16 protein-coding genes are annotated in these 16,919 nt (G+C 51.6%); 9 read left to right on the forward strand and 7 right to left on the reverse strand.

Annotated features, from left to right (window positions below):
• Positions 1–2: 2 nt before the first annotated feature.
• Both fahA and hmgA read right to left on the reverse strand, forming a co-directional pair.
• Positions 3–1,334 (reverse strand): fumarylacetoacetase, encoded by a 1,332-nt coding sequence (gene fahA / locus ACO0LN_RS13265; RefSeq protein WP_422974455.1) that lies wholly within the window; start codon positions 1,332–1,334, stop codon positions 3–5.
• Complete coding sequence (hmgA, locus tag ACO0LN_RS13270) at positions 1,335–2,654, reverse strand: homogentisate 1,2-dioxygenase (RefSeq protein ID WP_422974457.1); 1,320 nt, start codon at positions 2,652–2,654, stop codon at positions 1,335–1,337. It abuts the gene before it with no gap.
• Positions 2,655–2,808: 154 nt separating this feature from the next.
• On the opposite strand from hmgA, the gene ACO0LN_RS13275 reads away from it, so the two are divergent.
• Entirely contained in the window at positions 2,809–3,714 is a 906-nt protein-coding gene (locus ACO0LN_RS13275) for a LysR family transcriptional regulator (RefSeq protein WP_422974459.1), read from the forward strand.
• A 117-nt stretch (positions 3,715–3,831) separates the two neighbouring features.
• Positions 3,832–4,968 carry an alpha-hydroxy acid oxidase gene (locus ACO0LN_RS13280; protein ID WP_422974461.1) on the forward strand — a complete coding sequence of 379 codons (1,137 nt, stop codon included), beginning with the start codon at positions 3,832–3,834 and terminating at the stop codon, positions 4,966–4,968.
• Between the two features lie 4 nt (positions 4,969–4,972).
• On the opposite strand, the gene ACO0LN_RS13285 is transcribed toward ACO0LN_RS13280, so the two are convergent.
• Both ACO0LN_RS13285 and ACO0LN_RS13290 read right to left on the reverse strand, forming a co-directional pair.
• Positions 4,973–6,250, reverse strand: coding sequence for a carbohydrate porin (locus ACO0LN_RS13285; RefSeq protein WP_422974463.1), 1,278 nt, complete (start codon positions 6,248–6,250; stop codon positions 4,973–4,975).
• A gap of 307 nt (positions 6,251–6,557) precedes the next feature.
• On the reverse strand, positions 6,558–7,040 hold the full coding sequence (locus tag ACO0LN_RS13290) for an Hsp20 family protein (RefSeq protein WP_422974465.1): 483 nt from the start codon (positions 7,038–7,040) through the stop codon (positions 6,558–6,560).
• A 244-nt stretch (positions 7,041–7,284) separates the two neighbouring features.
• Here ACO0LN_RS13290 and ACO0LN_RS13295 point away from each other — a divergent pair, with 244 nt between their 5' ends.
• The gene (locus ACO0LN_RS13295) at positions 7,285–7,836 is read left to right on the forward strand and encodes a thymidine kinase (protein ID WP_422949075.1); all 552 of its coding nucleotides are present in this window, start codon (positions 7,285–7,287) and stop codon (positions 7,834–7,836) included.
• Positions 7,837–7,909: 73 nt separating this feature from the next.
• Here the strand turns inward: ACO0LN_RS13295 and ACO0LN_RS13300 are convergent, their stop codons facing one another.
• A complete protein-coding gene (locus ACO0LN_RS13300; protein WP_422974467.1) occupies positions 7,910–9,511 on the reverse strand; it encodes a cytochrome C in 1,602 nt (533 codons plus the stop codon).
• Between the two features lie 255 nt (positions 9,512–9,766).
• Between ACO0LN_RS13300 and ACO0LN_RS13305 the strand changes: the two genes are divergently transcribed.
• From ACO0LN_RS13305 to ACO0LN_RS13325, 5 genes are all read left to right on the forward strand, one after another.
• Positions 9,767–11,275, forward strand: coding sequence for an ATP-binding protein (locus ACO0LN_RS13305; protein WP_422974469.1), 1,509 nt, complete (start codon positions 9,767–9,769; stop codon positions 11,273–11,275).
• A gap of 8 nt (positions 11,276–11,283) precedes the next feature.
• Positions 11,284–11,985 (forward strand): response regulator, encoded by a 702-nt coding sequence (locus tag ACO0LN_RS13310; protein ID WP_162057295.1) that lies wholly within the window; start codon positions 11,284–11,286, stop codon positions 11,983–11,985.
• A gap of 103 nt (positions 11,986–12,088) precedes the next feature.
• Positions 12,089–13,483, forward strand: a complete 1,395-nt coding sequence (locus tag ACO0LN_RS13315; protein ID WP_422974472.1) for an ABC transporter substrate-binding protein — start codon at positions 12,089–12,091, stop codon at positions 13,481–13,483.
• An 88-nt stretch (positions 13,484–13,571) separates the two neighbouring features.
• Positions 13,572–13,970: a MerR family transcriptional regulator gene (locus ACO0LN_RS13320; protein ID WP_232063196.1), complete on the forward strand. Its 399-nt coding sequence runs from the start codon at positions 13,572–13,574 to the stop codon at positions 13,968–13,970.
• Between the two features lie 2 nt (positions 13,971–13,972).
• Entirely contained in the window at positions 13,973–14,371 is a 399-nt protein-coding gene (locus ACO0LN_RS13325; RefSeq protein WP_422974474.1) for a carboxymuconolactone decarboxylase family protein, read from the forward strand.
• Between the two features lie 2 nt (positions 14,372–14,373).
• Here ACO0LN_RS13325 and ACO0LN_RS13330 read toward each other — a convergent pair whose 3' ends face one another.
• Together ACO0LN_RS13330 and ACO0LN_RS13335 are read right to left on the reverse strand one after the other, a co-directional pair.
• Complete coding sequence (locus ACO0LN_RS13330) at positions 14,374–14,832, reverse strand: Lrp/AsnC family transcriptional regulator (protein ID WP_422974476.1); 459 nt, start codon at positions 14,830–14,832, stop codon at positions 14,374–14,376.
• Between the two features lie 92 nt (positions 14,833–14,924).
• On the reverse strand, positions 14,925–15,500 hold the full coding sequence (locus ACO0LN_RS13335; protein WP_422974478.1) for a DUF3455 domain-containing protein: 576 nt from the start codon (positions 15,498–15,500) through the stop codon (positions 14,925–14,927).
• Between the two features lie 250 nt (positions 15,501–15,750).
• Here ACO0LN_RS13335 and rlmF point away from each other — a divergent pair, with 250 nt between their 5' ends.
• A complete protein-coding gene (rlmF, locus tag ACO0LN_RS13340) occupies positions 15,751–16,746 on the forward strand; it encodes a 23S rRNA (adenine(1618)-N(6))-methyltransferase RlmF (protein WP_422974480.1) in 996 nt (331 codons plus the stop codon).
• The last annotated feature ends 173 nt before the right edge of the window (positions 16,747–16,919 follow it).

Genomic DNA, 16,919 nt, shown 5'->3' on the forward strand with positions numbered 1-16,919 from the left:
ATTTACGTCCTGGCTGGCAACAATGTCCCGACAACCTCGCCAAAGCCCACCCGCGCAAAGCCCTCTTTTTGCGCCCAGCCGCGCATGATGATGGCGTCACCATCTTCCATAAAAATGCGCTGCTCACCGTTACTGAAAGTCAGTGCCTTCTTGCCGCCTTCAGTGAGTTCCAGCAAGGAACCAGCTTCATCTGCCAATGGACCGGATTGCGTACCCGAGCCCAGCAAGTCACCAGGATTCAGGTTGCAACCGTTTACCGTATGATGGGTAATCAGTTGCGCTATCGTCCAGTATGAATGGCGGAAATTCGACAAGGATAAACGTTCGGCAGGTGCGCCTGCTGCACGCATTTTTTCCGTCTGCAGCAAGACTTCAAGCTGCACATCAAACGCACCGCTGTCACGCAAATCTGGCGCATCCAGATAAGCCATGGGTTGCGGGTCTTCTGCATCGCGGGTCCAGGCGTGGCGGTAGGGTGCCAGTGCTTCCAGTGACACTACCCAGGGGGAAATGGTAGAAGCAAAATTTTTGGCAAGGAATGGGCCTAGCGGCTGGTATTCCCAGGCCTGTACATCACGCGCTGACCAGTCATTCAATAAGCACAGGCCAAAGATATGCGACTCTGCCTTGTCCATATTGATGACATCGCCCAGCGCATTGCCGGGGCCGACGAAGATACCGATTTCCATTTCATAATCCATGCGTTTGGCAGGGCCAAACACCGGTGTTTCAGAAGTCGGCGGTTTGGTCTGGCCTACCGGGCGGCGAAATTGCTGGCCTGATACACCGATAGATGAGGCGCGGCCATGGTAACCAATCGGCACCCATTTGTAATTCGGCAGTAAAGGATTATCAGGGCGGAATAATTTACCAACAGCCGTTGCATGATGAACGGAGGTGTAAAAGTCAGTGTAGTCACCAATCTGCGCAGGCAAGGCAAATTCTGCTGCGCTTTGTGCCAGCAGGCAGGCTTGCAATGCACCTTGCAGGCTTGCACCTTCACGCAAGACGCGTGACAGGGCCAGGCGCAATGCGGACCATACCGGGGCGCCCAAACCCATCAGGGCATTGAGGTTGCTGGCATTGACGGCATTGGTGAAATGGCCACCCTGCAACTCGGTATAACCGGCAAAAGCATGGGCGGCATGGGCGGCTGCCAGATCAAGTATCTGGTCACCAATCGCAATACCAATGCGAAATGTCTGGTTGCTACCCTGGCGACGAAACACGCCGTATGGCAAATTCTGCAGAGGGAAATCCGTGCCAGCCTGATTAGCTGAAGCTACCCAGCTGCGCCAGCCTGCATCATGGGTTTCATTAAGTTGTACCGTCATTTATTTTTGCTCCGGATTAAAATTTTTCTTGATACCTTGCCAGCACTGATAATAGTCCGCCTGCAATTGCGGCGCTTCCATGGCGGCGCGGGTAGGTTTGATGATATTACGCGTTTCTATCATGAATGCCATCGTATCATCGACTTTATGTGGCTTGCTGGTATCTGCTGCGGATGCCTTATCGAAAGTCGGCGCGTCCGGGCCATGGCCGCTCATACAATTGTGCAGACTGGCACCACCGGGGCGGAAGCCGGTAGATTTGGCATCATACTGCCCATGGATAAGGCCCATGAATTCACTGGCAATATTGCGGTGGAACCAGGGCGGGCGGAAGGTGTCTTCAGCTGCCAGCCAGCGTGGCGGGAAAATCACGAAATCTATGGTATCCACACCCGGCGTATCACTGGCTGCCTGCAAAACCAAAAAGATAGATGGATCAGGATGATCGTAGCTGATAGAGCCTATGGTATTGAAGTGACGTAAATCATATTTGTAAGGCGCAAAATTGCCATGCCAGGCGACCACATCCAATGGTGAATGGCCTATCTTTGCCGACCACAGATTACCGCTGAACTTGGCCAGCAATTCAAAATCACCTTCTTTGTCTTCATACCAGGCGACTGGCGTCTGGAAATCACGCGGATTGGCCAGCCCATTGGAGCCGATAACACCAAGGTCAGGCAACTTCAAGATGGAACCAAAGTTTTCGCAGACATAACCACGGGCTTCGCCATCAGGAAGGTGCACCTGGAAGCGTACACCACGCGGTATCACCGCGATTTCTTGCGGCTCAATATCGAGCAAACCCATTTCAGTTCGGATATGCAGGCGGCCTTGCTGGGGAATAATGAGCAGTTCAGCATCGGCGTCATAAAAGAAACGTGACGTCATATCACGGTTGGCTGTGTAGATATGGATGGCACAGCCGGTCTGGGCATCGGCAGAGCCATTGCCTGCCATGGTCATCCAGCCATCGACGAAATCAGTTGCTTCTGCCGGTATAGGCATGGGGTCCCAGCGCAATTGATTTGGCGTTGTTGGCGTCGCGCCGAAATCATTCGTCATACGGCCATTGCTGACTTGCTGGAAGGGTTGGTGCATGGCAGCCGGGCGTATGCGGTATGCCCAGGAACGGCGGTTCGCATGACGCGGGGCAGTAAAGGCCGTGCCCGAGATTTGCTCGGCATACAGGCCATAGGCGCATTTCTGTGGGGAATTCTGGCTTTTGGGCAGGGCATCTGGTAATGCCTCGGTCGCGAATTCATTCGCAAAACCGGTCTGGTACTGCAGTTGAACTTCTCTTGCGTCATGCTTGCTCATAGCTGATCCTGCCATTCTTGATTGAACAGACTTGAACTTTAATGCAAAGCAGCGGGTTTTACGATATAAATACAAAAATGTACTACATTCATAGAATCAATAATACTCAGCAACGATACGGAACACTGATGCTGGGCAATAAGACTGGAATATCATGCTGGAACCCAAAGACATAGACCTGAACTTGCTGGTGATCTTCCAGGAAGTGTATCAAGACCGCCAGATATCCTCTGTCGCGCGCAAGCTGGGCTTGTCGCAACCAGCGGTCAGCAATGCCCTGGCACGGCTGCGGCGCAGTTTTGATGATGAATTATTTGTACGTACGGCAACAGGCATGCAACCAACGGCACTGGCAGAGCAACTGGCCGAGCCTGTGGCAATGGCACTGACCCACATCACACAGGCACTGAACCGGCAAGAGAGTTTTGACCCTGCCAGCAGCAAGCGCCATTTCACAATTGCCATGACCGATGTCGGTGAAGTGTATTTCATGCCTATTCTGGCGGATCATCTGCATAGCCTGGCACCGCAATTACAGTTATCCACCGTGCGTGCCAGTGATATTGATTTGAAAACAGAAATGGAGTCTGGCCGGGTTGATCTGGCGATTGGTGCTTTTGACCATTTGTCCGATGCCTGGTATCAGCGCCGTTTATTCAGGCAAAACTATGTTTGCATGTTCCGGCAAAGCCATCCGTTGGCGGCAGACAGGCTGGAGATGAAGGATTTCCTGACGGCGCGACACTTGATTGTTGCATCGAGGGAAAATCCTTATGCCAAAGTCAACCAAAGCCTGGAGAAAGCTGGCATCAGTGCCGCCAGCCATCTGCGCGTGCCGCATTTCGTTGCCGTTCCGTACATAGTCAGTTGCAATGACTTATTGGTAACCGTGCCACAGAAACTGGCGGAGCGCGCAGCCGCGCCATTTGGCTTGCGCTATGTCAAGTCTCCCTTGCGCTTGCCTGCCCTGCAGACCAATATGTTCTGGCACAGGCGCTACAATCAGGATGCAGGCAATCAGTGGATGCGCAGCCTTATATCTGATCAATTTCTTGAGTGAAGCTGTGTGACAAGGGCAATGCTGAAAATCCTTCATGTAAACTCTGAAAGCTTTTCTGCCATGCAATGTAGCTTATCCCCTACACTTGTAGAAATAATTAATCAGCTGGAGTAAACCATGCCCGTCATTACCTGTGTAGAAGACCTGCGCCTGCTCGCCAAAAAGCGCGTCCCAAAAGCTTTTTATGATTATGCAGACAGCGGTTCTTACACAGAATCGACATACAAGGCCAATACCAGCGATCTGGCAGCCATCAGATTGAGGCAACGGGTTGCCATCAATGTAGAACACCGTACTACCCGCACTACCATGATCGGCCAGGAAGTAGCCATGCCGGTAGCGATAGCACCGACCGGGCTGACAGGCATGCAATGGGCCAATGGTGAAATGCTGGGAGCGGTAGCGGCAGAAAAATTCGGCATACCCTTCACGCTATCGACCATGAGCATCTGCTCAATAGAAGACGTAGCCAGTGTGACCACCAAGCCTTTCTGGTTCCAGCTATATGTCATGCGTGACCGTGGCTTTGTCAAAGAACTCATACAAAGGGCAAAGAATGCCAAATGCTCAGCGCTGGTGCTGACACTGGATTTGCAGATCTTGGGGCAGCGCCATAAAGATTTGAAAAACGGCATGTCGGTTCCACCCAAGCTGACATTGGCAAACGTCATCGACCTCGCCACCAAACCAGCCTGGGCCTTGCGTGCCCTGACTGGCCGCAAGACTTTTGGCAACCTGGTTGGACACGTCAAAGGTGGCGATGGCATAGTCACGCTGAGTCAATGGACGGCTAGCCAGTTCGACCCCACGCTGAGCTGGGATGACGTCGCCTGGATCAAGAAAGAATGGGGTGGCAAGCTGATACTCAAAGGCATACTTGATGTCGAAGATGCCAGACTGGCGGTAGCCGCCGGTGCTGATGCCATCGTCGTCAGCAACCACGGTGGCCGTCAGCTTGATGGCGCGATGTCATCGATACAGGCATTGCCAGCAATCGTCGATGCGGTGGGTCATCAAACCGAAGTCTGGTTTGACGGTGGCATACGCACAGGACAAGACATACTCAAGGCCACTGCCCTGGGTGCCAAGGGCAGCATGATAGGTCGCGCCTTTTTGTATAGCCTGGGTGCGATGGGTGAGGCAGGTGTCACGACCATGCTGGAAATCCTGCAAAAAGAACTGGATGTCAGCATGGCCTTGACGGGGACCAAAGATATCCGCGAAGTGAATGCATCGAATATCATCCTGCCATGAAAGCTCAAAATGCGATTTCTGTCCTCAGGCTGAATACCCAGGCATTTTTCAGCCTGGCATCCATATTTGGATTGAAGACACATTGCACGACAGGTTGCAGTACCAACCAGGGTCGCACTTGCATTTTGTAAGTCGCCTCCAGTATGGATTCAAAATTGTCAGCCTTGTTGAGCTTGCGGTATTTTTCACTGGCGCGAGCATAGGTCATGCCCAGCGCCAGTTGATCTTCACCCCTGCCCTCGAAAGGGCCGACGTAGTTGAGACCGAGATTCACTGACCAGTCAGACTGGTTGATGTCTTTTTGCGCCGTACCAAAACGGAAAAAGCCTTGCAAACCCTGGCCGGGATGTCCGGCTTTGGGCAGCAGGGTGCGCTCGGTCAAAACATACCAGCCAAAATTTTTGCGCTGCACAGCTTTGCCGTTGGCATCAAGACTGCTGAGATCAGCATAACCAGCGCTGTAACGCCACATGCCTACGGCAGTTTTGTTGAGGGCTTTTTCATCGCCACCCGGTTTTTCGCCATAATGTCCAGCCTCGGCCATGAGCAAGACACCATCGCCTTTCTCAAATTTGATGTGGCTGCCACGCGGATTGGCCGGGTCACCCGGCACGCCATCGAGTAAAGCAATTTGCAGATAGCTGTTTTTATCCGCTGACTTGTAGCGCAGGCGCGTGCCAAAGGATGCCATGGGGTAGATAGGTGGACCATTCTTGCCAGTCTGCCCGAAAGAAATATTCATGCCCATGGCAGGTTGTAAAAAGACGCCAGTGCTTTCAGTTACATAGAATTCGGAATCAACCGCAAACAGGCCGACCAGCACAGCCAGCCTGTCGTCCAGCATGCTTTTTTCGAGCCACAGCTCAGAAAACTGGGCAGTATTGGTTTTGACTTCGATATTATCGACACCGATGAAACTACCGATTTTCTGTATATTCGGTTTGCCACCCAGTTCGCTATGGTATTGGGTATAGGCAGTCCAGCCCTCCCACCCCATCAGCTTGTTCAGGTCAAGGCGTATCCTGGCATCGGTATACGATAGCCATTTAGTGCCGGTGGCAATGCCACCACTCTGGTTGTGCACGATGTCGCTACGATGAGTGAAATCCAGACTGATACCCTGGTCCAGCCAGGCCTGGCGCCGGCCATTCCAGTCGCCGGTGAGGGTAGTCAGATTCAAGTCGGTGCCATCTTCCGCTGCATGAGCGGGTATATGAAAGGCACAGTTCAGACATAGCAGCAGTCCCATCGAGAAAATGCCAGACTTCAGGGTCTTTCTCATAGGCAGCTCTATAAAATTTATTCAGGCCATCAGGGTGTCATCACCAAGCCGGATGTCACGATCAGGTAACAAAAGTATGGTCTTTTATTTCTGATCAAATTACGCTAAGTCCCTGATTTTGGGCACCATTCTACCCAAAATTTACTGACTAGCCTGTAAAAATTTTGTAAACTTTCGCTGAGGCTTTTTTTAAAGTTGCAGATAGTAAAAAAGCATGGGCAAGCCCATGCTTTTTTACTTCATTTTTTGAGACTGGCCCATGTGTACACATGGGCCCAATTTATTGCTTGATATTACTTAATATTGCTTAGGCAACCTGACGTTGCAATTGGTTTTGCACCTGGGCCTGCTGTTCTACCAGTTGCAGATTCTCGGCATCGATCAGGATGCGACGTGGTTTGTGTGCTTCTGGAATTTCACGTACCAGTTCGATACTCAACAAACCATTATCGAGACGTGCGGTGACGACTTTGACATGGTCAGCCAGGCGGAAACGATGTTCAAAATCACGTGAAGCAATGCCACGGTGCAGGAAGTTACGTGTGCCTTCTGCCTTTTGGCGGCGGCCGACAATTTTCAGGGTATCGCGCTCGGTTTCGATATCGAGTTCGCTGCGGTCAAAGCCAGCAACTGCCATGGTGATTGCATATTTATCTTCTGCAATCAACTCAATATTGTAGGGGGGATAGCTGGGTGCATTTTCTGTACGTTGTGCGTCATCAAACAATTGTGCGAGACGGTCAAAACCGATAGCGGAACGGTACAGAGGAGCGAAGTCAAAATTACGCATGATAATATCCTTATAAATTGAAGCGATATAAATTAAATGTTTAGAAACTTTTTTTAAAACTACTACCTTTACTTCTTCAGCAAACCTCGCATTTGAGCATCTGCTGAGTAGAAAATGGTACTGGTGCAAAGAGTTTCAAGAGCATTTTATAAAAAATTTTTACTTCAATAAAATTAACAATGAATCGACTGTCTTCATGAACAAGATTGACAACAGTCCACCAGGAACCAAACAGGAAACAGGCATGGCCAAGCTTTACTTCAGATACTCAGCAATGAACGCCGGAAAATCCACCGCACTTTTGCAGGTGGCACACAATTATGAAGAACAAGGGCAAAAAGTCCTTCTCTATACTGCTGCCATAGACAACCGTTATGGTGCAGGTAAAGTGACTTCACGTCTGGGCCCACAAAGGCAGGCTGAAGTTTTCGATACGAATTTCGATTTTCTGGCGGAAACGCCCAAGGTCAGTTGCGTACTCGTTGATGAAGCGCAATTTCTGTCTGCTGACCAGGTACGTCAACTGCATCAACTGGCACAAGTACGCGGCGTACCTGTGATTTGCTATGGTCTGCGCAGCGATTTTTTGGGCGAGCCATTTACCGGCTCGGCATATTTGCTGGCGCTCGCAGACGATATAGAAGAATTGAAAAACATCTGCGCTTGCGGCAAGAAGGCCACGATGAATATCCGCGTTGATGAAAATGGCCGACGCATGAAATCTGGGGAGCAAATTGATATCGGTGGGAACGAGCGTTATCAACATGTATGTGGTCGCTGCTTTTACGCTGGCTAACAATAATACGCAGTCCCCTGAAACAGAAGAGCAGGCCTTAGAGCCTGCTCTTTTCACTTAATCCAAACCAGTTTTACAATACCTTCAAGAACTCCGCCAGATCAATAATCTCCTGCGGCGTAAATCCTATATTGAAACGCTTGTCATAGAATTTCACGACATCCGTAATCTCCACCATGCCACCATTATGGAAGTAAGGTGAACGCGCTTCTATGGCGCGCAGGCTGGGTACCTTGAAGCGGCCTATATCTTTCCATTTTCCTGTGTTCATGGCGCTGCCGGGGTCCGTGGTTTGCACCAACTCACCAGTCAGTTTATTCCTCAGCGTATATAAGGGCATATCTGGTGTGCGCAGACTGGCATCTGATACGCCGGTGTTGAACAGGCGTGGTACAGAATGCGTACCGACATTGCCTACGCTATGGCAACTGGCGCAGGTTGCGCGCTGCAAGCCAACACGCAATTCATCATTGAAGCCGGCGACGCGTGTGATCGTGAAAGGCTTGTTATTAAATATCTGCTCACCCCTGGCTATCGATGCCCTGGCAATGTTGATCGCAGTTGGCGGCTGTGGTGGCTGCTGAGGTTGAGGAGGCCTTCCCTGCGCTGGTGGGTTCGGTGGGGTGGGCCTGTCAAGACCGCGCCATGCGGCAAACATGTTCATGATGTTACGGTCAAATGGTGCACCCGTTATATAGTCACCAGCATCAAGGTCATTGATACCAAAATAAAAATTATTCTTTGCCAGTTCAACGGGACCACCTTTGACGCCAAGGTCTGTCAGATTACCTGCGGCGAGACTGCTGATCTGTGCTGTGAATAAAGTCTTTTCAAAATCGACTATGCTGCGCTGTTCTGCCGCTGTCAGACCCTGTGCTGCCTGGGCATGCCCAGTGACTGCACTATTTGACTGATGTAGCAAATCGAAATCAGTGGTTGAAAAACACTGCAGTGGCCGGGTATTGCGTATGCACAGACTGGACCTGGTATCGCTGAAGGTTTCCCGGCCATCCCACATGACCGTACTCAGGAACTTCAGGTTCGTGGTGGGCATTGGGCGACGGAATAGCGATACCTCTTTGGCGCTGGCGTACCCATAAGGGTCATCTACTTTATCCAGTATAAATTCAGCATCAGCGGGTATTGGCAAACCCACTCTGATGAGCCCCTTAGACAGCAACATGTTATAAGCCTGACGCTTTTGATCTAGCGTAGTCACTTTGGCAGTCGGCGAGTTTGCTCCATCAATGAGGGCAAACACCGGGTCATTGCCATTGCTGGCAGTAAATCTCAGTTGCAGGTCGTCAGGACGTATGCTCCAGCCCTGACTTTCCTGATGGCAGCTGGCACAACTGCGGCCATTGCCAAAGGCTTTAAAGAAAGGATTGTTTCTATCTATGCTGCCTGTCGTGAATACTGTCAGAGCAGCTCCCTCGCCATTGGCAATAGGCACGAGTGAAGGCGGGTCTGCAGGAGCTGGCGCAGGTGCAAGGAGTGCAGCTGTGCTTATCGGTGGTGCTGCTTGCGCGCTATTAACATTATTCGTTGTTCCTGCCGTACTGGCGTCGCCACCGCAGGCAGCCAGGCTTGCCAGCATAAGCATGGCACTACCTATCTGTACTCTTGCACGCACACCAGCCGTAACATGCAAATTCGATACTCTTTGTGATTTCATTTCTAGCCCCCTTGAAGTTTCCATTTTTCTACTCAAGAAGCCCGGCATTCTCTGCACTAAGTTCTGAGACTGAAGACAGGATGATTTCTGAATGTGAAGAAAAAATGAAGAAAACAGGTTTTTTGAAATTCCATCTGTATAGTTTTTATAAAAATATTTTTTTGTTGCGTATCGTCTTTACTTCATGATTCCTCCATAATTGGCTGGCACCATGGCAAATCAATACTATTCAATATGATCCGGGAGCCCTGAAGTATGCGTCTGACCATCGCCCGCAAGCTCGCTTTGGCCATTACGGCAATTGTGATTATCAGCATAGGCACGCTGGCCTGGGTCACCAGTCAAAACCTCAAAAGTGGTTTCATCGCCTACCTCAGCGACCTGGAAAAGCAAGACCTGGCCAGGCTCAGCAATCTGCTGGCAGAAGACTATCGCCAGTATGGCAATTTTGACCGTTTCCAGGCCAACCGCCGCCCCATGCGTGATTTACTGGATCAGATACGCAGCCTGCCACGCCCACAAAATGAAGATGCCCCACCGCCACCACCCAGAAGAAGGCCGCGTGAAGACGGTGCCGATGATCCAAATGACAGGCGACCACCGCCCCCGCCTCCAAGAGGCCAGGACAGACCGCCACGCGATGCACCGCCTGAGCAGAGGCCACCGATAGACCCGATGGGCTTTGGACAAAGACTTTCCCTGATAGACAAGAATGGCATCGCCCTGATAGGCCCCGGCGATGCGCCCGGTGGCAGCATCGTACCCATCATGCTGGGTAATGAGCGTATAGGCACGCTCCGGCTGGCCCCTCTGCGGCAAATCTCGAATGCCAGTGCGATGGATTTTGTCAGCGTGCAAATACGTCATACCTTATGGCTGGCGCTGACACTGATACTGGTATCGCTGGCATTTTCCCTGTGGCTGGCCAGGCATTTATTGCGCCCATTAAAATCCCTGCATCAGGTTACGGCAAAAATTTCCAAGGGACAGCTTGATGCCAGGGCAGAAATGATCAGCCAGGATGAACTAGGTGACCTCGCCCGTGACATCAACAGCATGGCGCAAAACTTGGAGAGAAACGAGGCGCAAAGAAGCAAAATGCTGGCTGATATCTCACATGAATTGCGTACGCCGCTGACTGTCATACAGGGTGAAGTAGAGGCCCTGATGGACGGTGTACGGCACATCACGCCCGCCGCGCTGGAGTCCCTGCATGCTGAAGTACGCCACATCAACAAGCTCGTCGATGACTTGCGTCAGTTGACCCTGGCCGATGCCGGTGAGCTGCATTACCAGTTCCAGCCCATGGACTTGCGCCCGATGCTGGCAGACCTGTTGCAACGCTTTGGCCTGCGCATGCAGCAGGCTGGCCTGCACCTCGACAGCCAGTTGGGCGACATGCCAGCATGGATCAATGCCGATGGTGGCCGCCTGACCCAGGTACTCAGCAACCTGCTGGAAAACAGCATACGCTATACCGATAGCGGCGGGGTCATCCTGTGCACCTTGACACGTAATGGCGCCTTGCTTGAACTCGGTATCGAAGACAGTGCGCCTGGTGTGCCGGATGCCAGCCATGCGCTGTTATTTGACCGTCTGTACCGGGCCGATAGTGCACGCAACCGCGCCAGTGGCGGCAGCGGCCTGGGCCTGGCGATTTGCAAGGTCATCGTTGAAGCCCATGGTGGACGTATCAGTGCATCTGCTTCACAATTGGGTGGCGTGAAAATTCTCATGCAATTGCCTTTTATCAAGACACCATAAATCATCACATGGACAATAGCGCCCACATATTCATTGTTGAAGATGACTTGAAAATTGCGGCCCTGCTAAAAGACTATTTGCTCGCGGCAGGCTACCAGGTCAGTCATGAAGCGAATGGCAGGCTGGCACTGGAACAACTGCGCTTGTGCACACCCAACCTGATTTTGCTGGACCTGATGCTGCCAGAACTGGATGGCATCAGTATCTGCAATGAAGTACGCAAGTTCAGCGAAGTGCCCATCATCATGCTGACTGCCAGGGTGGAAGAGGTAGATCGTTTGCTGGGACTGGAAACCGGGGCTGACGACTATGTGTGCAAGCCCTTCAGCCCGCGTGAGGTCGTCGCGCGTGTGAAGGTACATTTGCGCCGCAGCATGGCTGGTCTGACTGGTCTGATTAGGCAGCCAGCTTCTGAACAATCACGTTTTGCTATCGATAAAGAGCAACTGCGCATACTGGTTGATGCCCAACCTCTGAACCTGACGCCGGTAGAATATCGCTTGCTGGCAGAATTCATCAGCCATCCTGAACGGGTGTTTTCACGCCAGCAATTGCTGGACTTTGCCCATGAGGATCAGCGCGACATCAATGACAGGACGGTGGATACGCACATCAAGAACATACGTAAAAAGATACAGGGAAAACTGCCAGGCAATGAATGCCTGCACTCTGTGTATGGCGTAGGTTATCGCTTCGAATTGCCTTCTTAGTGTAAGAAAACGGGGCCAGGCGGCGTTTATGCAGGTCAAAAAGCCGCTTGCCCGCATGATGGAAAAGCGAGAATAATGTTTTGACTGCTTCCTTCGTTAAAACATGACTCTGCATATCGCCAGCTTAAAGAAACTCTTCCACATCGACCCGCTCAGGACGGATGCCGTATGTCATCCCTTGAGTTCACTGCTCTACCAGACCCTGTTACGCATCAACCGTTCTGGTGATCAGCCTGTCGCTGAACTGGCCAGTAGCTGGACGTATTCTGCCGACCACAGCAAATGGTCATTTGATATTGGCGCTACCTTCTTCGACGATGGCAGCCCGCTGCTGGCCTCACATGTGGTACACAGCTTTGCGCGCCACATCTGGCCTTCTTCCACATCCAGCTTTGCCGGACTATTACGGGGACTGATCGTGGGTGCGGCAGAATGCAGCGAGGGTGAAATTCCGGCAGGCTTGTACGCAGATGATGCACAAGGCCATGTCTTCATGCACTTGCGGCAGCCGTATTGCCCTTTGCTGGAAGTCATTGCTCATCCGGCGATGGGGATTTGTGTGCAAACCCAGGGCAATCTCATGATGGGCTCTGGCCCCATGCGGGTGTGGTCTGCCAATGACAATGAAATACAACTGGCACACAATCCAGTGTATTCAGGTCAGCGCAAGCTGCCAGAAAAAATCAACATACAACTCCATGACAAGTTTGATGACGTCTGTCTTGCCATACAAGATGGCAGGGCAAATGCTGCCTTGCTGGAACGCAAGCATCAGTTGCGTCTGGATGCCCTGCCAGGCATGCATACAACCAGGCTGCGTGACCGTTGGTCGGGCATGCTGATCCTGAATGCAGCAGGTATCTTCGATGAACTGGCCATGCGCAAGGATTTTCATACACTGGTACAAAAAGAGGCACAGGAAAAACTGGGAGCCCTATATCACACAGATTTTATTCCGGCGGACGTACTGGCGGTACCCACGACGCCAGCCAGCAAGCTCACGCTGGCAGAATTCCGCCAGCGCTGGGCCGGGCATTTTTCCACCACCGCAGTGCGCATCTTGTATGCCGCCGGACGCGGGCCACTGACTATCGCACTCGATGCTGCCATCAGCGTTTTGCGAGCCTGTGGCATACATTGCGAACTGATACCGACAAAAAATGCAGAGCAGGTTTATGACTACGTTGCACGCGGTGAATTTGATGTCGTTGCGCGTGGCTGGATACAGGACTTTGATGACGCCGACGAATATGTTGGTGTCTATCAAAAACAGGCGCCGCAGCAGCAAGCACAGGCAGCATACGCACGCTTTTATGCCACGGTGGCTGAATACCGGCATATCGCTGATGCAGATGCCCGCTCAGCCGCTTATATACAAGCCGTCAAAACCCTGGATGAAGAATATTTGTGCATCACGGTGTGCCGCGATCATCACAGGATTTTTCATGACAGCAGCCTGCATTTGCAGTCACTTTGCCGCGATCCTTTTGATTTGTGAAACAGACGTGCGCTTCTGCCTGCATGACCTGAGACAGTAACTGCTGTATGCTTGACTTAGAGTCCACTCTAAGTTCTAAGATCATACTGTGACCAGAAAATTATTCATTTCCATAGGCGAGATGGCTGCCCTGACCGGCTTGTCTGCGCATACCCTGCGTTTCTATGAAAAAGCCGGGGTCTTGCAGGCAGCCAAACGGGCGGACAACGGCCATAGACGTTACAACAGTCAGGACGTCCTGTGGCTGGAGTTTGTCTTGCGCCTGAAACAAACCGGCATGCCACTAGCGGACATACGTGAGTATGCGCAGCTCAGGGCAGATGGTGAAATGAGTCTGCAACAGCGGTTGACTATGCTTGAGCTCCATCGTCAGCGCCTGGCCACCACCATGTCTGAGCTTGCAGCTAATGCCAGCGCCCTGGATGACAAGATCCGGATTTATCAAAAAATGATAGTTGATAAGGCTGGCCGGAAAAAGAAAGTCTGATCATGCATCAAAACAGTAATGTATCCATCAATGAACGCTATCAGCGCGGTTGGGAAAAGCTCAGGGAAATCGATGGCGAAGCAGGAGAAAAGGTCATCGCCGCGCTGGCAGATATTGCGCCCGATTTTGCGCGCTACCTGATTGAATTCCCTTTCGGGGATATTTACTCACGCCCGCAACTGGACTTGAAGTCACGCGAAGTCGCCGTGGTTGCAGCATTGACGGCGCTTGGGAATGCAACACCCCAGCTCAAGGTGCATATAGAGGCTGCCCTGAATGTAGGTTGTACACGCGAAGAAGTGACAGAAGTGATCATGCAGATGGCGGTATATGCCGGCTTTCCTGCGGCGCTGAATGGCTTGTTTGCGGCGAAAGAAGTATTTGCTGCGCTGGATGCTTAAGCTTAAATCGGCAGACAGTAGCTCTGTTTGACGGTATCCATGACCACGGTGGTGCGGAACTTGAGAATATTCTCATTGACGAACAGCACGGCGCGGGTGAAACGTTCATAGGCTGCCATGTCCGTGGTTTGCACAATGAGCATGAAATCAAAATCACCTGCGAGGTAAAAACATTGCTGTACTTCGGCCAGGGCCTGCATGTCTTGCTTGAAGCTGTCGATGACATCGCCCAGGCCTTTTTTGAAAGCGACCTCAACCATCACCGTCAGAGGGTAGCCAACCGCCTGGGGGCTGACTATCGCCACCTCTGCACGAATGACGCCTTCATCCCTGAGCTTGCGTATGCGGCGCTGCACGGCAGTGGCAGACAGGCCTATATCTGCCCCTATCAGCTCGGCTGAATGGCGGCTGTTCTTTTGCAGATAGCGCAAAATGGCAAGATCAAAACCGTCCAGTATCATCGCAATAGGGGTTCATGATGGGGAAGCCTATTATGAACCCATATGGAAATCAATTGCTTACTCTGAAGCAATTAGAAACAACAAAGTGGCAATTAATTTGCCTTGAAGAAATAATAGGTGGCTTTATAAGGTGTGCGTGTTTCTGCACCTATCTGGAAATCCGAGCAACCTGTCAAAGGTGCCTTGCCACCAACAGTGACCACGCGCTGTATGCTGGTCACTTTGGAAAAGGTGCCATTCGCCGAACTTGACTTGGCTTTCAGCAACAGCCAGGGGATGGCATTGGTATCAACGCTGTCGCTCTTGGCGACTACTTCAGCGATTACTTTGCTGCCATCTGCGGCTTCCCAGGTTGGGCCTTCATAATGCTTGCCCAGTTTGGGGCTGCTAGGGTCATGGCTGGCATATAGCTCAGCTTCTGGTGCGCGGAATACCCATTCAAACTTTTTAGGGCCGGATTTATTGGCGCGGCAATCATAAATCTGCACGCCGGTAGCTGCCATCTGGAAGGCCAGTACTTCACCTGCAGGTGCTTTGAGGTTGGCTGGCACGCTAACGACCTGGGCAGCAGGTGCAACTGGGTCAGCTGTGTGTTTAACAGGCGCAGTCGAGCAGGCTGACAGGATGGCAGCAGTAGCAATACTGCCAGCGATAGCGATTTTTTTCATTTCTTATACCTTTCAATTAGAGCCGCCAAATTTTAGCAACGGTGTTTCAAAACGAATAAAACACTTACTGAATTTTACATCCTTTGTCAGGTGAACAAGCCCCCTACTTAAGTATGAACAAAGTATGAGCAGCATTGCCGAAAACCGCCTGCGACCTGAATTTTTTCGGTCAGCAGGCTGTGGGCCTTCGTGGGACAATGCGGGATTCGCCTGCAGATGAGCAGGCATCAAGGATGATGGATCAGGCCAGATGAGCAACAAGAACAAAAAGGATGCAAGAAACCGCGCTGGCAGCTCATTACTGCATGCACGCAACCGCCATCAGGGGCGCTATGATTTTGCGGCTCTGACCAAGGCAGAGCCGGCACTTGCATCTCTGCTTGTCAGCACCCCAACAGGCGAAACCAGCATCAATTTTGCCGACCCGCTGGCAGTCAAACTGCTCAACAAGGCTCTTCTGCACAACAGCTATGGCGTGCGTGGCTGGGATATCCCCTCTGAGTATCTTTGCCCTCCAGTGCCGGGCCGGGCAGACTATCTGCATTATCTGGCTGATTTACTGGCTGACTGCAATCAGGGCCGTGTGCCCAAAGGCAGGCAGATACTGGCCCTTGATCTTGGTACGGGTGCCAGTTGCATTTATCCCCTGCTTGGTGCCAGCGAATATGGCTGGTCATTCTGTGCCAGCGACATCAATCCGGCCTCGCTGGCTAATGCACAGGCCATACTGGAACACAATCCCGGCCTGGGCCAGCAGATACAATTACGTCATCAGGCCAATGCGCTATCCCTGTTCCATGGCATTGTTGGCGATGATGAATGGTTTGATGTCAGCCTGTGCAACCCGCCTTTTCACGCCTCTGCTGAAGAAGCAAGGGCTGGCAGCCAGCGCAAGTGGGAAAACCTGAAGCAAACAGGCCAGGCAGAGCAGGCGGTACCCGTATTGAACTTTGGCGGCCAGGCTGCAGAACTCTGGTGCGAAGGCGGGGAACTGGCGTTTATCAAGAAAATGATCACTGAAAGTGCGGCTATACCCACAAAAATCTTATGGTTTTCTACCCTGGTATCAAAATCTGCCAATTTGCCTGCAATCCATGCGGCATTGAAGCAGGTCAAGGTGCTTGATGAAAAAACCATTATCATGAGCCAGGGCAATAAAGAGAGCCGTCTGGTTGCCTGGACTTTCCTGAATGCAAGTCAACAGGCTGCCTGGGCCAAATTACGTTGGTCAAATAGCAAGAGATAAAGCCTGCGCCTGGGTATTTGCCTCCCTTACAGAATATAATCTTAGCTATAGCGGCTAGCCCTGGCTTACAATCTCGTTCGTCTGCCGGTTTGCAGCCCGGAACCAACAAGAAATAACAAGAAGTATGCAATATGTATCTGTAGAGTAAGAGTACTAAGGGTATTGAGAGAGTA

The sequence above is a fragment of the Undibacterium sp. TC9W genome (assembly GCF_049339865.1).
GTDB lineage: Bacteria > Pseudomonadota > Gammaproteobacteria > Burkholderiales > Burkholderiaceae_D > Undibacterium.

Bases quoted from the DNA above. Each gene is read 5' to 3' on its own strand.
- ACO0LN_RS13295 (WP_422949075.1), top strand. From the start codon at position 7,285: ATGGCCAAGCTTTACTTCAGATACTCAGCAATGAACGCCGGAAAATCC.
- ACO0LN_RS13285 (WP_422974463.1), bottom strand. From the start codon at position 6,250: ATGAGAAAGACCCTGAAGTCTGGCATTTTCTCGATGGGACTGCTGCTA.
- rlmF (WP_422974480.1), top strand. From the start codon at position 15,751: ATGAGCAACAAGAACAAAAAGGATGCAAGAAACCGCGCTGGCAGCTCA.
- ACO0LN_RS13275 (WP_422974459.1), top strand. From the start codon at position 2,809: ATGCTGGAACCCAAAGACATAGACCTGAACTTGCTGGTGATCTTCCAG.
- ACO0LN_RS13325 (WP_422974474.1), top strand. From the start codon at position 13,973: ATGCATCAAAACAGTAATGTATCCATCAATGAACGCTATCAGCGCGGT.
- hmgA (WP_422974457.1), bottom strand. From the start codon at position 2,654: ATGAGCAAGCATGACGCAAGAGAAGTTCAACTGCAGTACCAGACCGGT.
- fahA (WP_422974455.1), bottom strand. From the start codon at position 1,334: ATGACGGTACAACTTAATGAAACCCATGATGCAGGCTGGCGCAGCTGG.
- ACO0LN_RS13335 (WP_422974478.1), bottom strand. From the start codon at position 15,500: ATGAAAAAAATCGCTATCGCTGGCAGTATTGCTACTGCTGCCATCCTG.
- ACO0LN_RS13315 (WP_422974472.1), top strand. From the start codon at position 12,089: ATGACTCTGCATATCGCCAGCTTAAAGAAACTCTTCCACATCGACCCG.
- ACO0LN_RS13300 (WP_422974467.1), bottom strand. From the start codon at position 9,511: ATGAAATCACAAAGAGTATCGAATTTGCATGTTACGGCTGGTGTGCGT.
- ACO0LN_RS13305 (WP_422974469.1), top strand. From the start codon at position 9,767: ATGCGTCTGACCATCGCCCGCAAGCTCGCTTTGGCCATTACGGCAATT.
- ACO0LN_RS13280 (WP_422974461.1), top strand. From the start codon at position 3,832: ATGCCCGTCATTACCTGTGTAGAAGACCTGCGCCTGCTCGCCAAAAAG.
- ACO0LN_RS13310 (WP_162057295.1), top strand. From the start codon at position 11,284: ATGGACAATAGCGCCCACATATTCATTGTTGAAGATGACTTGAAAATT.
- ACO0LN_RS13330 (WP_422974476.1), bottom strand. From the start codon at position 14,832: ATGATACTGGACGGTTTTGATCTTGCCATTTTGCGCTATCTGCAAAAG.
- ACO0LN_RS13290 (WP_422974465.1), bottom strand. From the start codon at position 7,040: ATGCGTAATTTTGACTTCGCTCCTCTGTACCGTTCCGCTATCGGTTTT.